Origin of the sequence: uncultured Methanobrevibacter sp. (assembly GCF_902788255.1) — an archaeon.
Lineage (GTDB): Archaea > Methanobacteriota > Methanobacteria > Methanobacteriales > Methanobacteriaceae > Methanocatella.
Map to the genome: position 1 here is coordinate 73,830 of NZ_CADAJR010000001.1, position 22,170 is coordinate 95,999.

9 protein-coding genes are annotated in these 22,170 nt (G+C 33.9%); 6 read left to right on the top strand and 3 right to left on the bottom strand.

The features are described from left to right. Positions 1-14: 14 nt before the first annotated feature. From QZV03_RS00450 to QZV03_RS00460, 3 genes are all read left to right on the top strand, one after another. A complete protein-coding gene (locus QZV03_RS00450; protein WP_296873748.1) occupies positions 15-320 on the top strand; it encodes a nucleotidyltransferase domain-containing protein in 306 nt (101 codons plus the stop codon). Then, complete coding sequence (locus tag QZV03_RS00455) at positions 313-681, top strand: HEPN domain-containing protein (protein ID WP_296873749.1); 369 nt, start codon at positions 313-315, stop codon at positions 679-681. The genes QZV03_RS00450 and QZV03_RS00455 overlap by 8 nt, the downstream gene beginning before the upstream one ends. Before the next feature lie 515 nt (positions 682-1,196). Continuing rightward, the gene (locus QZV03_RS00460; RefSeq protein ID WP_296873750.1) at positions 1,197-5,387 is read left to right on the top strand and encodes a C1 family peptidase; all 4,191 of its coding nucleotides are present in this window, start codon (positions 1,197-1,199) and stop codon (positions 5,385-5,387) included. Positions 5,388-5,705: 318 nt separating this feature from the next. Here the strand turns inward: QZV03_RS00460 and QZV03_RS00465 are convergent, their stop codons facing one another. Next, entirely contained in the window at positions 5,706-6,539 is an 834-nt protein-coding gene (locus QZV03_RS00465) for a DUF1002 domain-containing protein (RefSeq protein ID WP_296873751.1), read from the bottom strand. Between the two features lie 208 nt (positions 6,540-6,747). Here QZV03_RS00465 and QZV03_RS00470 point away from each other — a divergent pair, with 208 nt between their 5' ends. The 3 genes from QZV03_RS00470 to QZV03_RS00480 all read left to right on the top strand — a co-directional run bounded on the left by QZV03_RS00470 (position 6,748) and on the right by QZV03_RS00480 (position 18,623). After that, positions 6,748-11,607, top strand: coding sequence for a cobaltochelatase subunit CobN (locus QZV03_RS00470; protein WP_296873752.1), 4,860 nt, complete (start codon positions 6,748-6,750; stop codon positions 11,605-11,607). 141 nt (positions 11,608-11,748) lie between these two features. After that, positions 11,749-16,050: a right-handed parallel beta-helix repeat-containing protein gene (locus QZV03_RS00475; protein WP_296873753.1), complete on the top strand. Its 4,302-nt coding sequence runs from the start codon at positions 11,749-11,751 to the stop codon at positions 16,048-16,050. A gap of 206 nt (positions 16,051-16,256) precedes the next feature. After that, entirely contained in the window at positions 16,257-18,623 is a 2,367-nt protein-coding gene (locus tag QZV03_RS00480) for a right-handed parallel beta-helix repeat-containing protein (protein WP_296873754.1), read from the top strand. 368 nt (positions 18,624-18,991) lie between these two features. Here the strand turns inward: QZV03_RS00480 and dnaJ are convergent, their stop codons facing one another. Next, complete coding sequence (gene dnaJ / locus QZV03_RS00485; RefSeq protein ID WP_296873755.1) at positions 18,992-20,131, bottom strand: molecular chaperone DnaJ; 1,140 nt, start codon at positions 20,129-20,131, stop codon at positions 18,992-18,994. 125 nt (positions 20,132-20,256) lie between these two features. Beyond that, positions 20,257-22,134 carry a molecular chaperone DnaK gene (dnaK, locus tag QZV03_RS00490; protein ID WP_296873756.1) on the bottom strand — a complete coding sequence of 626 codons (1,878 nt, stop codon included), beginning with the start codon at positions 22,132-22,134 and terminating at the stop codon, positions 20,257-20,259. Positions 22,135-22,170 lie beyond the last annotated feature (36 nt).

Sequence of the window (22,170 nt, forward strand, 5' to 3'; positions counted from 1 at the left end):
TCTAGGTGATTATCATGAATGACAGGATTGAAATAGCTAAAGAATTCGCAAAAACTATTAAATCTGATGATATTAAATTAATAATGTTATTTGGTTCTGTTGCTCGTGGTGAAGATACCGAAGAGTCCGATATAGATATCTTAATTGTATCTCCTAATGCTGATGATTTAAGATATAAAATTAATAGAATAGCTGTTGATATTATTCTTGAAAAAGATGAAGTGATTTCTCCACATTTAATGACAGAAGAACATTTTAATAAAACAAGAAATAATCCATTTTTAACTAATGTGCTTAATGAAGGTGTTGTAATTGGATAATGTTGGAGAAGCATTTAATGTAGGTAAGGAGCAATTGATTTCCAGTAAAATGTTGTTTGAAGGTGGACAATATAGGGATTCAGTGACTTTATCTTATTATGCAATGTATTCTTCTGCTTTAGCTTTGTTATTGAAAAAGGATATTTCTCCAAAGACTCATGAGGGTACTTTAAGGCAACTAGCTAAAGAGTATGTTAAAGAAGGTTTGCTTAGTAAAGAATCTTATGATTATCTCTATGATGGTAGAACACTTAGGAATAAATCTAGTTATGATTATTCTGTTGTTTTTTCTGAAGAGTTAGCTGAAGAGCTTATTTTGCAAGCTGAAAAATTTATTGATGAAGTTGAGCAGTTATTATGATTTTTTCTATTTATTTTTGTTGGAATTCGTGGTAGTTTTGCCTTATTTTTAGAAGGTAACCCACATAATTTAATGTAGCTTACTCTTGACATGCCATGAAATATTAATTATTTTCTTATTTTTTCTACTTAATTGATTTTTGGTTTTCATGTAACTTATTTTCTTTAAACTATGGTAAGCTTTATATAATCATATAACAATAGATATAATGAGGACTTTTTTTAAGTACATTAAATATGGCATATGTCCTCATTGACTATATGTTGTTCGTATTGTGTAAAGATGTACTTTTTTGAGTGAAAATAATTAAGTTACATTCAATGTTTTTGAGAAATTCAATTAGTTAATCCAATACCTGATTATTTGCTCGTCGTTAACCGTGTTATTATAAAAACATGGATTGTGCTGATAATATGATAAAAAGGATTAGTTAATCCTATTTCTTATCAATTTAATTGTATCGCTCGTTTTTATCAAAGAAAATAAAATACTTTTTTGTATTATTGGTGAACTAAATGAAAAATTACAATTTGATATTATTATCAATAATTTTTTCTGTTTTAATGGTGCTCCCATCAGCTTATGCTTTTGATGAGTCGGCAAATGAAACTGAGGTGATAGAGCATGTTGAAAACATTGCTTTAAAAGAAACCCCTAGTTATTATTTCAACTCATCACAGGAAAGGGATGGGGAAGGAACAAAATCAAATCCTTACAGGGAATTGAAAACGGACAGGCTTAAGGACAATTCAGATTTGCACTTTGCAAATGGTGAATACACTTTCAACCATGATGGTTACGAGCCTTTATACAATGTTAATTTTTATGGTCAGGACGCATCACAAACTATAATCGATGGAAGGGGATGTGAAATAATAAACTACAATGGATATCTGTATTTTGAAAATATCACATTGAAAAATTTCCTTTTCGTCAACATCCAGGGAAGCCTCGAGGCAAAAAACTCAATTTTCACCTCATCCAATAGGACAGGTTTCAACACCGAATATGATGGTGGGGCGATTTATGCGTATGCAACTGATGTTAAATTAACTAACTGTACAATAAAAGACAATGCTGCCTTTAAAGGTGGTGCTGTTTATGTGGAAAACGGTATTCTGGAAATTATTAACTCTGATTTTATAAATAATACTGCCTTATACTATGGCGGTTCAATAGCTATTCATTATTCATCAAATGTGCTGATTTCAAATTCTCGATTCTCAAACGGCAAGGCATTAGCAAATGCAGGAGCGGGAATATACTTATATGAATCAGGCTTAACGCTAAATTATTCTAATTTTACAAATATGCAGGCAAAAATGGGAAGTGCAATCACATCACTTTCATCTAATATGGTATTGGATCGAATTAGGTGTGAAAATAACATCGCATCATATAAAGGAGGTGCTGTTTATTCAATGTATGAGACAGTCACTTTAACCAACTCCATTTTTGTAAATAATACTGCTAAAAGCGGCGGGGCATTATTCATTGATAGTGTGGAGCAACCTATCATTTCCTCGAATTACTTCATTGACAATGAGGCAATTGAATATGGTGGTGCAATATGCTCACTATTCAATAATGTGGGATTGGATGCCAACACTTATCAAAACAATCATGCCCGAAACGGAAATGATAAATATGAATCATCATCAGTCAACCTTGTTTTCAGGGATGGGAATTATACATTATACTCCATAACAGATTATATTGGAGGCATTCCAACAAGATACAGTTTAGTTGAAGATGGATTTGTGACCTCTGTCAAAAATCAAGGAGCCAATGGAAACTGCTGGGCATTCTCAGCACTGGCCGTTTTGGAATCATGCATTCTTAAAGCCGGAGGCAATGTGGTTGACTTGTCTGAAAACAATTTGAAAAACCTCATCACGTTATATTCGGATTACGGATATGATAAAGTGGTTAATGATGGTGGTAACTTTAAAATGGCGTTGGCTTATCTTGCAAGTTGGTTAGGTCCTATACTGGAACAAGATGATCCGTATGATGCCAATTCAGTTCTTTCAACATTTATGGACAGTATCATGCACGTTCAAAATGCACTGTTTTTCACAAGAACCGATTATCTTGATAATGATGAAATCAAAAGGGCCATTTTAAAATATGGTGCTGTTGCAACATCAATGTATTATGATGACTATTTCCTAAGTGGGGATTACTATTATTGCTGTGATGAGGACATATCATCAGATCATGCCGTAACCGTTGTAGGCTGGGATGATACAATAAACATTAACGGTCGTACAGGGGCATGGTTAGTTAAAAACAGTTGGGGCCCTAATTGGGGAAATAATGGGTATTTCTATGTTTCCTATTATGATAAGACCTTATTGCAGGTTGGTAAGGAAGACGGATACACTCTGATATTAAATGACACTGTTGCTTTTGATAAGAACTATCAGCACGAGACAACTGGAGTGTCCACAACATGGGTCAGTGGAGGCAACGGATATAAATTCAAAAACGTTTTCCATTCAACTGAAGAGGAGTATCTTGCTGCCGTTTCAACCTATTTTTCATTTCCGGCCGAGTGGACAGTTGAAATATTGGTCAATGATGAATTAAAACACTATCAATCAGGCTACATTGGTCAGGCAGGTTATTTCACTATTAACCTGAACACTCCGGTAAAGCTCAGCAGGGGCGATAAGTTTGAAGTGGTGATAGGGTTGACTTCAGATGAAGGAAAAAGTTTCTTTTCACTTTCACGCGCCAACAAGGCTGTTAGGGATGCCAATTACAGGTCTGAAATATCCTATCGCATATCTCCGTCAGGTATGGAATATGACATGAACAATGACGGGATGGTTGCATGCATTAAAGCATTCACATTAACTTATAAGGAATCCTATAATAAATTGACTATTGCAAGCAGAGGCGAAGCTGTTGATGTTGTATCTACAATAACAGATAAGGATGGCAATCTTATAAATGGCGGTGCGGTCACATTCAATGTAAATGGTGTTTTAACGACGGTTGATGTTATAAATGGTGTTGCAATTCTTTCCAACGTCATATTGGGTGAAGTGAACAATATCTCCTCAACATTCCATGCAAGAGAGTACATGTCTTCAAGTAATGCCACTTCATTTGCAAGGACAACAATTCTTGCAGGTGATCTGACTGCAGTATATGATAATGATGAGACATATTCCATTATTTTAACTGATATTTTAAACGGTGAAGTTTCAGGCCGTAAAGTCGTATTCAGCTTATCCAATGGTCAGGTTGTCACAACCTACACTGATGTTGACGGTGTTGCATATTTGCCTATTGATTTGGATGCAGGAGTTTACACTGTTGATATTGGTTATGCGGGATTCGGCAGTGAGGATATTGTATACAGCACTGTTAAATCCATTAAAGTCACTAAAAAGGAAATGGTCATTAGAATTTCATCAAGCATTCATGGCAATAATGCCGTCATTCAAATCTCAGCGGCAAATATTGATGATGATTTGATCGTAAGTGTTGACGGTGAAAGGATTAATAAGAAAATTGTAAACGGTTATATGACATTCTCATTAATGGGACTGGCACGAGGAATTCATCATATCAATGTTGAAAGCGGTTTAAACTATAAATTTTTAAATAACACTCATTCATTTAATGTAGTGAGTCTTATTAATACTCAAATCAGGGCAAACAATATTGTTGATTATTCCAACAGGAACATACTGTATTCGGTTCAGTTGCTTGATCAATATGGCAATCCATTAAAAGGAATGGAAATGCTGTTTTCAATCAATGGCAATTCTTATAAAAGAACAACTGATTCAAACGGTCATGCTTCAATACCAATCAATTTGCCTCAGGGAAGCTATAATCTGGGCATTGGTTTTAAAGGTAATGTAAATTATGCGGCTTCATATGACACTGTAAATGTTTTGATTAAACCAACAATAATTCTTGAAAACAAGGTTTATGATTCTCAATTTAGCGTTACTTTAATAAAAGGTGATGGTGAGTTGGCCACAAATCAGAAAGTGAAAATACGCATTGGAGGAGAGGATTATTTCACAACCACCAACAGTGAAGGTGTCGCATACATTCCGTTGAATCTTCCAAATGGTCACTATGAGGTGGAGATTACAAACCTTGCCAACGGGGAGGTAATCACACAATCAATTGAAATCGCTAAAAAAACCACCAAGCCAAAGGTATACAATTGGATTGTTGGAAATAAAGATTTGAAAATGTATTATGGTGAGGGTAAACTATTTACCGTGCGTGTTTGCAATGATGAAGGTAAATACGTATCCGGATTAAAGGTAACATTTAAAATCAATGGGGTTTCAATACGCTCAGTAAGTAACTCTAATGGTTTTGCATCAGTTAAAATCAATTTGAAGGCTGGAAAATACAAGATAACTGCTAGTTATCATGGTAAAACAGTTAAAAACAATATTGTTGTAAAACCAACCCTGACTGCTAAAAACATTAAGGTTAAAAAAGGTAAAACAATAAAATTCAATGCAAAACTGGTGGATATTAAAGGTAAAGCTTTAAAGAATAAAAAAATCACTTTTAAGATTAAAGGTAAATCATATAAGGTGAAAACCAATAAAAAAGGTATTGCCACTTTAAAACTTAAATTAAAACTTAAAGTCGGTAAGCACACTGTTAAAACCAGTTATGGCAAAAATATAATTAAAAACACTATCTTTATTAAAAGGTAGTGTCCTTTTTCTTTTTTTTAAATTTCGCTTTTTAATTGAGGATGTTTCCTTATGAGTATTTAGTTTCTTTCATCAAACTATTTGAGAAGGTTTTTGCTGTTTTTTGTCAGGTCATATACATTATTGAGGGAATTTGTTTTGAAAAAACGGATGCATTATGAATAGTCTTTTCCAGCTATTGGAATCATTCATGTTTTCATAAAATCCTTGCTTTTAGATTATCATTTCTTTGTTTTAAGTGATGTTAATAAGGCTCTTCAAAAGGTGGATGCTGGCGGGTCTAAAGGAAAAACACTGATAAAAATAGAATGAAGTGGATTAGTTAAATAATCCACCTAAAAAGTCATTTGCCTGATTTGTTGTGTTATTGAATGCACCTGACACTTCACTTTGGTAAGTGTTAATGTCTCCCTGCACGTTTTGGATTTGCTCGATACTTGTTGCAAGGTTTTCAATATCACTGTTTGTAATGTTGACGTTGTTAACTACAGTATAGTTGTTAATGATGTTTACGATGGTGGTGTGATCTGTCACATTCTTTTCCTTAACCTCTTCTTTTACATCATCAACGAGTTTGGATAGGTCATCCGCATTCACATCTGAGTTTTTCACGATTTCTGCCTGTGTGTAAATCTCATTGTTTGCAGCTTCTTTTACTGTTTCAGGAATTTCAACATCAGTCACTACTTCATATGAATTCATGATTCCCGCAAGTGCGGATTCACCTGTTGCACTCACTGGGCTTGTTACATAAACGTGTCCTGCAGTGATTCCCGCTGATTTTAATGCGGAAATGTACATGTCTCCGGTAATTGTTGTGATTTGTGACTTGTCAACACTTACCTCCAGATTGTCGTTGTCATTCAAATCCACCAGTGCTGATGAATAGATTTGGCTGGAAGAGTATGTTTTACCGGTTATTGTACTTGAAATCTTATTTACGTCACTTGCGCTGATGATTTTTGATTCAACAGAGTTCAAATCAACATTTGCCTGATTTTTGAAAAATGTATCAACGGTATTTTTATAGTTTGCATTGTTGTAGGTTGTCTCACCGTAGGTTATTACAACCTGGGAGTCATTAGTGGAAAATCCTACTGGAATGAGCATTCCGATAATGAGTATTCCTAAAATAATCATTGCCTTGCGCATACTATCACCTCTTAATTATTGGTAAATTTTATTTGGATATTTAAGTATATAAATGTATCTTATTTGTGTTTAGTTTATTTTATTAAATTGTAATATTGCTTTTGTTTAGTAAATTTTATATGTTTTCAAATCAAATTTAAACATATAGTAAAATTTCAATTTTGCTATTTTGTTATAAACTCGGCATAAAGGAGGTGAAAAGACAAAAATGGTTAATAAAAACTTAGTATTCGCATTAATTCTTTCAATATTGCTTCTATTCTCTGTAACTGCAGTTAGTGCAGGGGAAAATGAAACAATATCTGATGTGGTGAGTGATTCGGGTGAGTTAGAAGAAATAACGTTGGGACAGGAAGTTACGGATGTTACATCTTCTCAATCAGATGAGGGAACCCTTGAAGCAGGGAGTAATGTAATTAATGTTCACGTTTATGATTCTTATGACGAAATTGGCAAAACCTGGAATGAGGACGGTTTTGCACTTAAAGGTGCAACCGTTAAATTATATGATTCAAATAAGCTGGTATCAACTCAAACTACCAATCAAAATGGTATTGCTAAATTCACCGGTCTTGATTCTTCAAAATATAATTTGGAGTTCACTTACTCAACATACAATCCTATTTATCTGAAGGATTTGGACTTTACAGGTAAAACTGGTGCAACTCTTGATATTAAGGATGTGATGTTTGTGCCTGATATATTATTATTGGTGGATTATGCATCACATAATGAAAAAGTTGACCTATTGATGAACATGTCAAAACGTATCGGATACATCAGTACAACCAACTTTGATGAATCAAGGGCATGGTTGGCACAATATGCAAAATTCATCCATATCGACATGTTTGCTGAAAACTCAGGTTATAACAAGTTCACATCTTCATATTTAAAACAATTGCTGGCACAATCTCCGGCAAATAAAAATTATAATGTGGCTTATACTTTCGGTACTTACACTCAGGAAATTTTAAATGCAACCGATTTACATATTGTTGGTGCAAACCAGTCAAACAACCATTATGACACTATTGAAAACACCTACATCGGATCATACTTCCAAGCTGAAGATATTAAAGATTCTAATGTTTTACAAACCAACATGAAAAATTACTTTAATTATGTTCGTTACCTAATTGAACCAAATAAATATTCCAATCCAACATTGACTTCTGATGGTATTCCGTTAATGAGTCCTGAATGTGGTTTCTACCATCCTGATGTTGGAATGGTAACACTCTTACCGGAATCAGATTTGATTCATGAATGGATTACAAAAAACCCTGGTTACAGTAAAACCCAGGATGGAAGTCTTAACTGGATGAAATATGAATATGAACAATGGGTGGAACACACTTTAAACCCTAAAGTACTATTCAATAAATTCGAGGACAAATTAAAATCAAAATTCAATCCGGATAAGAAACTCATAGCTATCGCTTCTTACTATTGTGGTGGGGACGTTGTGGATTCTTTGATTAGAAGTTATGCAAAAAGTGGCAGACTGGCATTCAACGTATTTAAAACCAGTACCACTCCGTCAATGTCTTCTATATTGAACCGCATTACCAATTCCTCAAAAATTGGTATTTCAACAATAACCTCATTATATAGTTGGTCTTTAAGTTATGCTAACGGTTCAGCAGAACCTGACTTGTCCGATATTGATTTGGCAGTTCTTAAAGGGGTTAATGAAATATCAGAGTACAGTTACAATTCAGATTTAGGTCCACAAGTTGAATGGACATATGCAGTGACCTTCCCAAGTTTCGAGGGAGTTTACGGTCCGGTCATACTATCTTATGTTGATGGTGAGGGTAAGACTAAAGTTATCCAAGCGGGTGTTGATAAGATGGTTAAGCTAAGCTGCGGATGGGCAGACTTGAAGGATTTGGGCAATTCTGATAAAACAATTGCTATCGTATTGTATAATTATCCACCTGGGAAAGCCGAAATAGGTGCGTCATATTTGAATGTGACCCAGTCCACTTATGATTTGATTGTAAAATTATATGAGCAGGGCTATGATACCGGCGGAGACATCAGGAAAATGTACACTCCAAAAGAATTGGAGGAAATAATCTTCAAAATGGGTAATAAGGGATCATGGGCATACGGTTTATTGAAACAGTATGTTGAGGAAAACTATGATGAACTGGTTAAGCATCATCAATTGATATCCACCCGTGATTTCCGTAATCTGGTTAAGGACATTCCAATGAATCTAATCAAGAATATGACCGATTACTGGGGTGCAGGTCTTGGTCCGTCAATGGTTTACAATGGAACCGATGAACAGTACATGGTTGTACCGGGAATATGGTTCGGTAAGGTATTCATAACATTCCAGCCAAGTAGAGGTTGGGAGGAATTGAAAACCGTCGAGAATTACCACGATTTGACATTGCCTCCAACACAATACTACGTATCATTCTACAAATGGTTGGACAAGACTGCTAAGGTCAATGCAATAGTCAACATGGGTACTCACGGAACACTTGAATGGCTGCCTGGTACCAACCTCGGTTCAATGGATGGTGACTGGACTTTTGAGTTAACATTAAACCCAACATTATATCCATATATTGTTTCAAACCCTGGGGAAGCTATGGTTGCACGTGATAGGATTGCTGCATTGCTTTTAACTCACATGACTCCTGCAATGGTTACTTCAGGTTTATATGGTAATTACACTGACTTGAATAATTACATTAACTATTATAAGGATCAGGTGAAACTCAATGTGTCATCCAATGCGGAAGAGTATAAGAAAAAAATCATCAAACTGGCACCTACTTTAGGTTTCAGGGCATTCGATGAAAAGAATGAAACCTTCCAGGACTGGTTGGATCACTTGCACTTATACCTTGAGGATATGGAAGATGATTTCATCACATACGGATTACATACTCTGGGTAAAATCCTATCCGGTGAGGAGCTTGTGGAAGAAGTGATTACAATCACAACTTCACAGACCAAAATCTACAATCAGATTATGGAAAAATTATATCCTGCCTTGAAAGGTAAAAACTTCTTTGATGATGTTAACAACAACCTTGAATATCTGGTTCAGGCAAGTGTCGTCAAGCAGTTCCTAAGGCAGATCATAACTGATATGGTCAATGGCTCATCCCTGGATGATTTGGCAGTAAAATATAATATAACTGCAAATTCAGCACTCTACAATTCCACACGTTATGCGTCACAGGTTATTGTAAACATTCAAAACAATAATGAATGGAACGCTATCCTGACAGCACTTGAAGGGGGATACGTTAAAGCAGGACTATTCGCAGACCCTTCCTACGGTGATTCAATACCTACAGGTTATGACGGTTATGCGGCAGACCCTACAAGAATGCCTTCTCATTCAGCTTATGAGTCAGCTGTTAAAATCGTGGATTTGCTTCTTGCTAACTATTATGAGAAGCATGGCAAATGGCCTGAATTGACTTCATTGATCCTATGGGGTACAGAGATTTCAAGAACTGAAGGAATTGGTGTTGCAGAGTTCCTGTACTTCCTCGGTTGTAAACCTGTATGGCAGGATAACGGTAAGGTTGTTGGTGTTGAAATGTTGCCATTAGAGGATTTGAAAGTCAAATTGTCAAATGGTACAGTCATAAACAGGCCAAGAATCGACGTTTATGCAAGTATCGTTACCAGTAACAAGGATTGGATTACCTGGATGGTTACAGCTACAAGACTTGCGGCTTATGCGCAAGGTGAGAACGAAACCAACAATTATGTCATAAAGCACTTCAAGGAAAATCCTTCACTTGACAGGTTGTTCGGTCTTCCGGGCAATGTGCTTGAGGGAACCGGTATGTCAACTCTCATACCTAACACTGCTGATTGGAATATTGAAACTTTAAATGAACTTGCAATGGACATTTACCTGTCAAGAGTATCATACGCATGGTCCGTTGATGATAAGGGAAATATTGTAATCAGCAATCAGAAGGAAAACTTCAAATACTTGCTTGGTAAGACTGACTTGATTACTCAAAACTTCGACAGTACCTGGAGATTATTCGATTCAGATGATTACTATGACTGGTTTGGAGGATTATATAATGCTGCAAGCATTTTAAGAGGAAAATCCGGTTTGGAAAGACCTGACACTGCATTTGTTGATATCAGGAACAAGAACAAGTATGTTTCAAGAACCTATCAGGAAGAGATTGATTACGAAATTAGGACTATGCTCTTAAACCCTAAATATTACATACCACTCATTACAGGTGGTGGATCCGGTATGAACGCATATGCTGCAAGATACCAGAATATGTTTGGAGGTTTAACTGTTGCTGACACTAAACTCGGCAAGGAAATGGGTAATCAATTATCCGGTGAACTCCTTGGTATGAGCGGATATATTGATGGCGCAACAAGTTCATTCGGTTATCAGACATCACTTCTGTGGATGGTTTACTTGGCTGATCAGGGAACTTGGGACGGTGATGCAAGCACTGTCAAGGAGTTAATTAATGAGTATATGAGGCAGGCTACTAAATATGGTGTAGCATGTTGTCACCATACATGTAAGAACCTTGCGTTCAATGCAAAAATCATACAGATGAGCTCATTGACTCCTGCGGAAAAACAGAAATTCGCTGAAATCCTGGCACAGGCAACAAACACTGACCCGTTATATCAAATGCAACCTGAAGACCAAGGTTATGACTCACCGCAAGGTGGTTCAAGTGACGGTTCTGCAAATGCGGGTGATGACAGTTCAAATGCACAGCAATTGGCTAATGGAACATCAGATGCCAAATCCAGCAGTTCAGATGGTGGAAACACAGCAGTCGGATCACAGCCTGGTGAAAGTGGGGACGCAAAATCCTCAAGTGATGCACAAAGTTCATCTTCATCAGGTTCCAGTGGTGCTGGAGACTCTGGTGCCAAAGCATTTGAGTTATCTGACAGTTCAGCTGCAAAATCTGCAAGTTCAGCAGAATCCAACATGCCTATATTTGTTGTGATTGCAGTAATCATCCTGATTGTAATATTCCTTGTTGGATATGTGAGAAACGATGAAGAAGATTATGATGATTATTAATTTAATCATCTATTTTTTACTTTTTTTAATTTTTTAGAAATTTTTAAATATGCTTTATTTTCATAAATAATAATATATTAGATTATTTTTCAATTTTAGTTAAATAATCGATAATTGAATTTAATGTGAATGAGGTATATAATGATTAAAAAAATTAATATTTTATTAGTCTTATTGCTATTGGTCCTCTCAATAGGTGCAGTAAGTGCATTTGATGATGTCAATGGGACCGTTAATAGTGATGAAGCTATTGATTCAGAAATTGTTGCTTCTGAAGAAGTAAATGATTTGCAAAGTTCTTCTGATAACAGGTATACTGTTAATTCGGAGAATTATAATACTTATTTTAATGAGGGTGGAGAAGCTACCTCTGCTGTTAAAAGTGGGGATACAATCAGTATCGAAGGAGATTTTTCTAAAAAGAATTTTACATTTAGAACTCCTGTAAATATTGTTGGTCTAACCAATAACAAGTTAGAAAATTGTGTCTTTACTTTTTATGGAGGGGCATCCGGAAGTAATGTTTCAAATTTGAATATTGCAAACAAAATCGATTATCATTATGGTATTTTTTTAAATAGTGCATCAAATTGTGTCATACATGATTGTTTTATAAGCAATCATGCCCAAGCTGCATATACAATATGTTTGGGTAATGGTGCAAATTATAATAATGTTACTAATAATATTCTAAAAGAATCTGGCATAACTTATGGGCATGGAACTCGTTCTACATCTCCAGTAATTATTTCAGGGTCTCATAATAATTATATTGCAAATAATCAAATATTCTGTTGGGATGCAAATGGAATTTATTTATCAAATTATCCTGGAGGTCCTTTAAAAGGAGGAGTATCAAATTTTAATTTAATATATAATAATACCATTAAATATGATGTGTTACCAACATCTTGGAGTTATGGTATTCAGACTATGGGTGCAAATAATATTATTAAATCTAATAAAATAATAGGGGCATATAGAGGTATTTCATCAGCAGGTTTTGGTAATATAATTATTAATAATCAAATTATTAATCTAACTGGAGCGGATTTTAATAATCCCAATGATGAAATAGCTGGGGAAACTGCAATTGTAGGTTCTACTAATTCTATTATAAAAAATAATTATATTATTAATTGTAAAGTTCAAGCATCTGGTGCAGGAATTTCTGCATTAGATGGTTCTGTTATTGAAAATAATTATATCCAAATTGTTTATAGGGAAGGTGTTGGAATAACTCCATTAGGATCAAATATTGTAGTTAAGAATAATACTATTTCTACAGTAGCAGGACCCGGGATTTTAGTAAATACTCATTCATTTAACTTAACTTTCACGGAAAATACAATAGTTAGTAAATCTGGTGTAGGTATTTTAATACAAAAAATAAGCTCTAAAAGAATGCCCGGTAATATTACCATTACTTTTAATACTATCTATGCAGGTAATTCTACAACAGTTCCTAAAATATTTTCTATTGATGCCCGGGATGTAGATAAATCCACAGAAAATGAAATTGAAAATAATTATGTTCCTAAAGGATATGGCGAAATTGCAACTCCTCAAGGGGTTTTTGACTCTTCTAAACCAAGTTATAGTTTTAAAGGACAAACTTATGTTGTAAATCCTTCAAATTATGATAATTATTTTGAAAAGAATGGAGTTTTGAAAGCTGACATTTCTAAAGGAGATATATTAATTTTTGAAGGGGAATTTACTAATAAACTTAATATTATAATTAATAATGCTGTTAAGATTGTTGGAAGGAATGCAATATTTATAAATACAACATTTAAAATCTATAGTGATGGGGTATGGGTTGAAAATTTAGTTATCAGAAATAATAAGGCAAGTAAATTAAATGCATGGGGTTTACTTGTTTATAAAGTAAGGGGTGCAACCATTTTAAACTGTGATATTCAAGTTTTTGATCCCAATGCGGCATATGCAATTTATGTTGTTGAGTCAACTGATGTTGATGTAATTAACAATACATTATTCTCTTCTGGTAACTATTTGACATATACGTTACTTGCTTATTCTGTTGATGATTGTAAATTTATTAATAATACCATTAAAACAAATGGAACTGGAAATATTTATATTAATACTGGAATGGATGCATGTATTGACGGTGATGAAAGTTGTCTAGATGGAAACGAACAATGTCTAGATGGTGACACTTTTAATGGAAATCATGTTGTTCCAGCAGAAGTTTATAGAACTTATGGAATTTTAATGTTGTATGCCTCCGGTAATTTGGTTTCAGGAAATAAAATTGATGCAACATCTAAATTGAATGAAACAATAGAAACCGTAGAATCCACAAATTCCGTCATAGGTATTGATCTATATTACAATAGTCACAATAATGTATTTTCTAATAATGAGATTCATGTAAAATCTAATGATAATTATATTTATGGAATGGGAGTATTAGGTCATAAATCTAGTAATGATGCTCCAGAAGGTCAAGGAGCTTCAAATAATCAATTTATTAATAATAATATAAATCTTGAAGGAACTTATTTTGTTGAAGGATTTGTTATTGGTCGAAATTCTTTTGACACAGTAATTAGTTCAAATATTGTTTATGCAAAATCAAATTGTGTAAATTATGGAATTAATTTGGAAATGTCTCAAAAGACTAATATTGAAAACAATATATTCACATTAAATTCAGATATCATTTATGGAATAGAGATTTTCGATTCAAGTAATAATACTATCTTAAAAAATGAGTTCAATATTTTTGCTAAGAAAAGTTATGGTATGTTACTTTCAAATTCAAAAAATAATGATTTATATGATAATATTATTCAATCTGATGTCAGTGATGAGGAAATTATTTTCAATAACTTTGATTCAATTCCTGCTGGAAATGCAGGAATATATCTTAAAGTAAACTCCTCATGCAACATAATTAAAAATAATAACATTACTTCCAAAAAAGGTTTTGCCATAATTTTAGATGAAGATGCTCAGAATAACATTATTCAAAATAATTATCTGGACTCAGAATTGGGCATCGGTGATGATGCGGTAAATAATAGTATGGGGAATAATGTTTTAGAAAATTATAAGTATTTAGTGTCAGGTAAACTTCAAAATGTCAACATAAAATATTTTGAGAATGGAACATTTATATTCATTACTGATGATGTTGGATTGAATGGTGCTAAAATTGAATTTTTAGATGATTTTAAAGAAATAATAAATTCAACTGTTATTTCAAATGGTAAGGCATCATTCAATTATGATTTTAATGGATTTAAATATCACTCTCCCGCATCCTATTTGTTTTATGCAAAAGTGTATCAGAAAAATTATAAATTGACCGAATTTGAATGTGAAGTTAACATTGATAATGGTGTATTAAAATTGTCTCTTGATAATGTTTCTGGAGCTATTGCTAGAACTACCCTATTTAATGCTACTGTTAAAAATATTTTAGGTAATGGAGTTTCTAAAATTAAAGTTGAATTCTATGTGGATGATGATGGCTATGAAGACTATGTTGGTTATGCAATTACTGATAGCAATGGTTTTGCAATTTTCAATGGAAAAATACCTAAAATCTATGGAGATAATCCTAGTGTAATTGCAAAAATTGATAATCCTAATTATTTCCAATCAACTTCTGCTCGCGCTGATTTATCTGCATTTTGGCTGATTAACACTAATCTTCTGTTTAATACAAATGTTCAACCTAATGGTATTGTAGCAACTTTAAAAGATGAAAAAGGTAATGTTTTAATAAATAAACAGGTGATAATTAAAATTGGTAATGCTGCTTATGAGAGGATTACTGATTCAAATGGTGCGATAATATTGCCAATTTTATCTAAAGGAAGTTATGTTGTTACTATTTTATTTTATGGGGATGAACAATATTATGATTCTAAAAATAGTGCTAAAATAAACGTGTTGCCTTCTTTATTTGAGAATAAAGATCAAAGTGTTTATTATGGTAATGTAATAAAATATAAAGTTCGTGTTAAAGGACCTGATGGCAGATATTGTGGTGGTAATGTAGTATCTATTAAAATAAATGGTAAAACATACAATGTTAAAACCGATAAAAATGGTTATGCAATACAATCTTTTAAACTAAAATCTGGTTCTTATACGATCACATCAGAATTTAATGGAGATAAAGTTTCAAATAAACTTATATTTAAGCCAACATTAATTGCAAAAAATATTGTTAAGAAAAAAGCAAAAAAAATTAAATTCTCTGTTAAAGTAGTTAACAAAAATGGAAAAGCAGTTAAAAAGAAAAAAGTGACTTTTAAAATTAAAGGCAAAAAATATATTGTAAAAACCAATAATAAGGGTTTAGCAACGGTATATTTAAAAAAATTAAATGTAGGTAAATTTACTATAATGTCCACCTTTGCAGGGTGTACTATTAAAAATACTATTAAAATTAAAAAATGAAGATTTTTAATCTTTATTTTACTTTTTTTTCAATTTTTATTTAATAACTTTTAAATATGTTTAATCTATATATCTTTAATTATAGTCAGTAATTATTTTAATTTCATATTTTTTAGGCTATAATCTTATTAAAAATTTCAAAAAGAGGTGTAAATATTAGAACAAAGAGTTTATTAATTTCATTACTCTTAATTTGTGTTGTTTTGTTGTCTTTAAGTACAACATTTGCAGCCGATGATGGTACTGTTTTAAACACAATAGATAATGAAATAACTTTTGAAGAAGATACTTTAACTATTGAAGAAGACACTGATACAGTTAATATTGAAGAAGAGAAAGTTCTTGAAACTGATGATACCTCAGAGGTTGTTGGTGCAAGTGCTACTGTTACAAATAATACTTTTTTCAATTATTTTGAAAATGATGGTACATTAAAATCTGATGTATCTAGTGAGGAACTTGTTTTTGAAGGTGAATTTTCAAATATTCCTAATGTGCATTATATTACTATTAATAAAGAAATCAAATTGACTAGTAAAAATGCCGTTTTAAATAATATTTCATTAATTGTTAGTGCTGACCAAGTTGAGGTTAATTCATTTACAATTAATACAGATGATGCATCTAATGCCATTTTCATTGCTGATTCTAAAAATGTAAAAATAGCAAATAATATAATCGTTTTCAATGGTGTTGTAGATGATGATACCGCATGTGCAATTTATGCAACTGCAGCTGATAATTTAACTTTCCAATCCAATAGAGTAACTGTAACAGGTAATAAATCCGGTAATAAAGCAGTTAGTTTTGTTGATTGTATGGATGCTGTTGTGGATGATAATTCTTTTGTTGCTACTCTTCCTTCATCTGGATATCAAATTGGTGTTTTGCATTTTAATGATCAAACTTCTAATTTGAAGTTTTCTAATAATCTTGTTGATGTGAGTGGTATTCCTGATGGTGGGTATCCTACTTCTGTTGCTATTGCTTTTGCGGGTAAGAATGTTACTTTAGAGGGTAATGATATTTATTGTGGTGATGATGTTTATTCTTATGCTATTTGTGCTTTAGGTAGTGATTCAAAAATTATTAACAACTCTATTAAAGCAAATTCTCCTAATTATGCTTGTGGTGTTAATTTAGAGGGTAGTTCTCTTACTTTGGTCGATAATAATGAGATTATTACTAGTTCTGATAAAGCTGCTTATGGTATTTATTCTGGTATGACAAGTGGTGGACTTATTGGTGTTTATTCAAACAACAATATTAGTGCTACTGGTTATTTTGCTGTTGGTGTTAGTATTTCATCTTTCAATGAAACTATTCTTGGTAATGATATGGATTTGAATGGTAATTATACTATTGGTGTTGCTGCTGGATATTGTAGTTATTATGATTATACTACTGAAAAAATGGTTTCTATTCCTATTGTAAACAGACTTGTTAAGGATAATGTTATTAAGTCTGCAGGTTCTAATGTGGGTTCTAATCCTACTGGTGATTGGAATTTTGTAAACCTTGAATCAACAGGTATTACAGACCTTGCTGGAAACCTTACAGTTCAAAACAATAATATTGTTACAACAGGGGATTATGCAATTAAAGCAAGTGGTCAAAATGTCACAGTTTCAGATAATTATTTAGCGGGTAAAAAAGGTGTTGGTGATAAATCTGTAATCGGTGACAATGTTACTGTTTCAGGTTCTACTCCTGAATTGAAAACTGTTTTAACTGCTGTTGATTTCTTCACTGTTTATGATGCTGGAGATGTGTTCTATGTTACAGCAGTGGATGAAAATGGTGACCCTATTAAAAACGCAACAATCGTCTTGACTTATGGAGCAGACATGTTAAATGTAACAACAAATAATCAAGGTGTTGCAGCATTTTTAATTGATGAATGGCCTGTTGGAGATTATTTGGTAGATATTAAATATGATGGTAATGCTACCTATGGACCTAAAGCAATTAAAGGTTTTATCAGCATTGCACCAAGGGTCTCTGAAATTGTTGCCCCTACCACTGTTAATGCTTTAGTCACTGCTACTAAAAACGGTTACGTTTACACTTTAACCTTAAAAGATGATCGTGGAAATGGTTTAGCTAAAGAAACCGTTACTATCACATTCAACGGTAAGACTCAAACTCTTACAACTAATGATTTAGGTGTAATCAAGTATAAATTAGTTTCAAAGAAAGCTGGAACTCAAAAATTAACTGTAAAATTCAACAGCAATGACAACTATGTTGCATCCACTTTAACTGCTACAGTTAAAATTACTAAAGAGAAAACCAAACTAACCGCTGCTAAGAAAACATTCAAAGCTAAAGTTAAAACCAAAAAATACACTGTAACTTTAAAAGACAGTAAAGGTAAAGCAATTAAAAAGGTTAAAGTAACCATTAAAGTTAAAGGTAAAACCTACAAAGCAACTACCAATGCTAAAGGTAAAGCTGTCTTCAAAATCAAAAACTTGAAGAAAAAAGGTACCTACAAAGCTAAAGTTACTTTCGCTGGAAACGCTTACTATAACAAAGTTGCCAAAACTGTTAAAATTACAGTTAAAAAATAGGGATTTTTAATCTCTATTACTTTTTTTATTTTTTCATATAGATTGCCCAATTCATAAAAACTATTTTTAAAATATTGATTGATTATATTTCATGTAATCTAATTTATTCACTTAACTTTCATAGTAAACTATAATTTAATCAACTGTTATTTGTATTATTCGAGCACTAATTTTCAACCCAAATATCTCTAAATTTTAAAAAATAATATTTCAGTAATTTCATCCACATCATGCAGATTCGATTTCAGCATCGGTGAAATGTCATGATAAATTATGGAATATCCATCCGATAATTTTTCAAAAATAGTTTGAAGTATCAATTAAATTAATCAAAAAAATAAGTAAAAGTAAATTAGCATCACACTAATTTACATTGCATCCTTGACCCTGTCGAAGAGTCCTTTTTTAACATGCTTGATTTCATCTCCGCTGACTTCAGCGAATTCCTCAAGTATCTTTTTCTGTTTTGAACTTAATTTTTTAGGAACAACTACTGTAACGGTAACGTACATGTTTCCTCTACCTGAATGCCTTACGGAATTCATTCCTTGTCCTTTTAATTTGAATACTGTACCGCTTTGTGTTCCTGGAGTTATCTTAAATTCAACCTCTTTTCCCTCAATGGTTGGTATGCTTAAAACATCACCCAATGCCGCCTGCGGGAAACTTACTTGCTGTTCAAAGTATAGGTGATCACCTTCACGGGTGAATCTCTTATCCCTTTTGACATGGACGGTCACTATCAAATCACCTTCAAGGCCTGCAGCCTCTCCGCAGTTTCCTTCACCGGAAACCCTTAAGTGGTTGCCTTCGTCAACTCCTTCAGGAATTTCGATTTTGATAGTTTTTGTTTTTCTTTTGCTTCCCTTACCATGACAGTCTTCACAAGGGTCTGTGATTATCTTACCGGTTCCTCCACATTCCCTACATGGCCTTACATTAACCATTTGGCCTAGGAAAGTGTTGCTGACTTCCTTGATTTGTCCTGTTCCTCCACATGTGGTACATGTTTCAGGGTCGCTTCCAGGTTTTGACTTTGAACCGTGGCATGTAGGACAAAGTTCGCTTCTTGTGATTTTGATTTCCTTTTCACAACCGTTGAATGCCTCTTCAAGGGTGATTGGAACTTCAGTATATATGTCTGAACCTCTTTGTGGTCCGGTTCTTCCTCTGGAACGGCTTCCTCCACCGAAACCGAACATGTCGAATATGTTTCCGATGTCGAATCCTTGGAATATGTCCTCGAAGTTCACGTTCTGATAGAAGTCTTCAGCAGTAAATCCATCCATTCCTGCATGACCGAACTGATCATACCTTTGACGTTTTTCATCATCAGACAAGACAGCGTAAGCTTCACTTACTTCTTTAAACTTATCTTCCGCATCTGGTTCATCACAAACGTCCGGATGGTATTTTCTGGCTAATTTACGATAAGCTTTTTTGATTGTTTTTTCATCAGCGTTCTTGTCAACGCCTAAAACTTCATAATAATCTCGCTTGTCTGCCATTTGTTCACCTTAAAAAAATAATAGTTAGAAAAAATAATAGTTTTATGTAATTGCTAGTTATCTTATTGATTCTGATTCTGATTTTGTTAAATAACCATACAATCAATAAAACTGTATTATTTAATCTAATCGTCTTTTACTTCATAGTCTGCATCTATTGTGTCATCATCACTGTTGTCTTGTGCACCTGCATTAGGGTCAGCTCCAGCTTGTTGTTGAGCTTGTGCTTCTGCTTGTGCTTGTTGGTAGATTTTTGCACCAATTTCTTGAACTACGTTTGAGAGTTCGTCAGACTTAGCTTTAATGGCATCAACGTCATCGCCAGCTATGAGTTCTCTTAATTCAGCTACAAGTCCTTCGACTTTAGTTTTTTCATCTTCAGATACTTGATCTTTTAATTCATCTAAGGTTTTTTCTGAAGTGTAAATTAATGAGTCTGCATTGTTTCTGATTTCAATTTCTTCCTGTCTTTTGGCATCAGCTTCAGCATTCATTTCTGCTTCTTTGATTTTTTGTTCGATTTCTTCATCGGACAGTTTGGTTGAAGAGGTAATTGTGATTGCCTGTTCTTTGCCGGTACCTTTATCTTTAGCGGTTACATTGATGATACCGTTTGCGTCAATATCGAAGGTTACTTCGATTTGTGGTACTCCTCTAGGTGCAGGTGGGATTCCGACTAATTGGAAACGTCCGAGGGAGGTGTTGTCCGCTGCCATTTTCCTTTCACCTTGAAGTACGTTGATGTCTACTGAAGGCTGGTTGTCTGCAGCTGTGGAGAACACTTGGCTTTTCTTGGTAGGAATTGTAGTGTTCCTTTCGATTAAGGTGGTTGATACTCCACCTAAGGTTTCGATACCTAAGGATAATGGGGTTACGTCTAAAAGAACGATGTCTTTAATTTCACCAGCCAATACTCCTCCTTGAATTGCAGCACCCATGGATACACATTCCATTGGGTCAATACCACGTTCAACTGGTTTTCCTATGAATTTTTCAACATATTTTTGAACGATTGGCATTCTGGTAGGTCCTCCGACAAGGATGATTTTGTCAATGTCGGATTTGCTCATTTTAGCGTCATCTAATGCTTGTTGCATTGGTTTACCGGATTTTTCAACAATGTGGTCAACGAGTTCTTCAAGTTTTGCTCTTGTGATTGTGTCGATTAAGTTTTTAGGGGTTCCGTCAGTTCCCATTGCAATGAAAGGTAAGTTTACTTCGGTTGTAGTGGTTGTTGACAATTCGATTTTAGCTTTTTCTGCAGCTTCTCTTAACCTTTGTACTGCTTGGTCGTTTTCCATCAGGTCAACGCCTTCTTGAGCTTTGAATTGATCAGCAAGGTATTTGATTAAAACGTTATCCATATCGGTACCACCGAGTTGGGTGTCCCCACTGGTAGCTCTTACTTCAAATACTCCTCCACCGAATTCCATGATGGTTACGTCCAGGGTACCTCCACCTAAGTCGTATACCATAATGTTCATGTCATCTTCGTCAGCTTTGTCAAGTCCGTATGCGAGGCTTGCTGCGGTAGGTTCGTTTACGAGCCTTACAACGTCAAGACCTGCAATGGTTCCTGCATCTTTGGTTGCGGTCCTTTGGTTGTCGTCAAAGTAAGCTGGTACGGTAATAACTGCTTTTTCAATTGGTTCTCCTAAGAATGATTCTGCATCTTTTTTGATTTTTTGAAGGATGAATGCGGAAATTTCCTGTGGAGAGTATTGTTTTCCGTTTACAGTAACTTTGTGATCAGTACCCATGCTTCTTTTGATTGCACTGATTGTATTTTCCGGGTTGGTTACTGCTTGTCTTCTTGCAGGTTCACCGACTAACATTTGACCGTCTTCTGTAAATGCAACATAACTTGGGAATGATTTACCGTACTGGCTTGCTCCTTCAGCAGATGGGATTGTAGTTGGTTTTCCTCCTACAAGCACTGATGCTGCTGAGTTACTTGTACCTAAATCGATTCCAATAATTTTTTCTTTTTTAGTATCAGACATAATTATCACCTTATTTTTTTCATGAATTATTTAATA

What these genes read in the sequence shown, in the direction of transcription:
- QZV03_RS00450 (WP_296873748.1), top strand. Translation starts at nt 15, where the DNA reads ATGAATGACAGGATTGAAATAGCTAAAGAATTCGCAAAAACTATTAAA.
- QZV03_RS00460 (WP_296873750.1), top strand. Translation starts at nt 1,197, where the DNA reads ATGAAAAATTACAATTTGATATTATTATCAATAATTTTTTCTGTTTTA.
- QZV03_RS00465 (WP_296873751.1), bottom strand. Translation starts at nt 6,539, where the DNA reads ATGCGCAAGGCAATGATTATTTTAGGAATACTCATTATCGGAATGCTC.
- QZV03_RS00470 (WP_296873752.1), top strand. Translation starts at nt 6,748, where the DNA reads ATGGTTAATAAAAACTTAGTATTCGCATTAATTCTTTCAATATTGCTT.
- QZV03_RS00475 (WP_296873753.1), top strand. Translation starts at nt 11,749, where the DNA reads ATGATTAAAAAAATTAATATTTTATTAGTCTTATTGCTATTGGTCCTC.
- dnaJ (WP_296873755.1), bottom strand. Translation starts at nt 20,131, where the DNA reads ATGGCAGACAAGCGAGATTATTATGAAGTTTTAGGCGTTGACAAGAAC.
- dnaK (WP_296873756.1), bottom strand. Translation starts at nt 22,134, where the DNA reads ATGTCTGATACTAAAAAAGAAAAAATTATTGGAATCGATTTAGGTACA.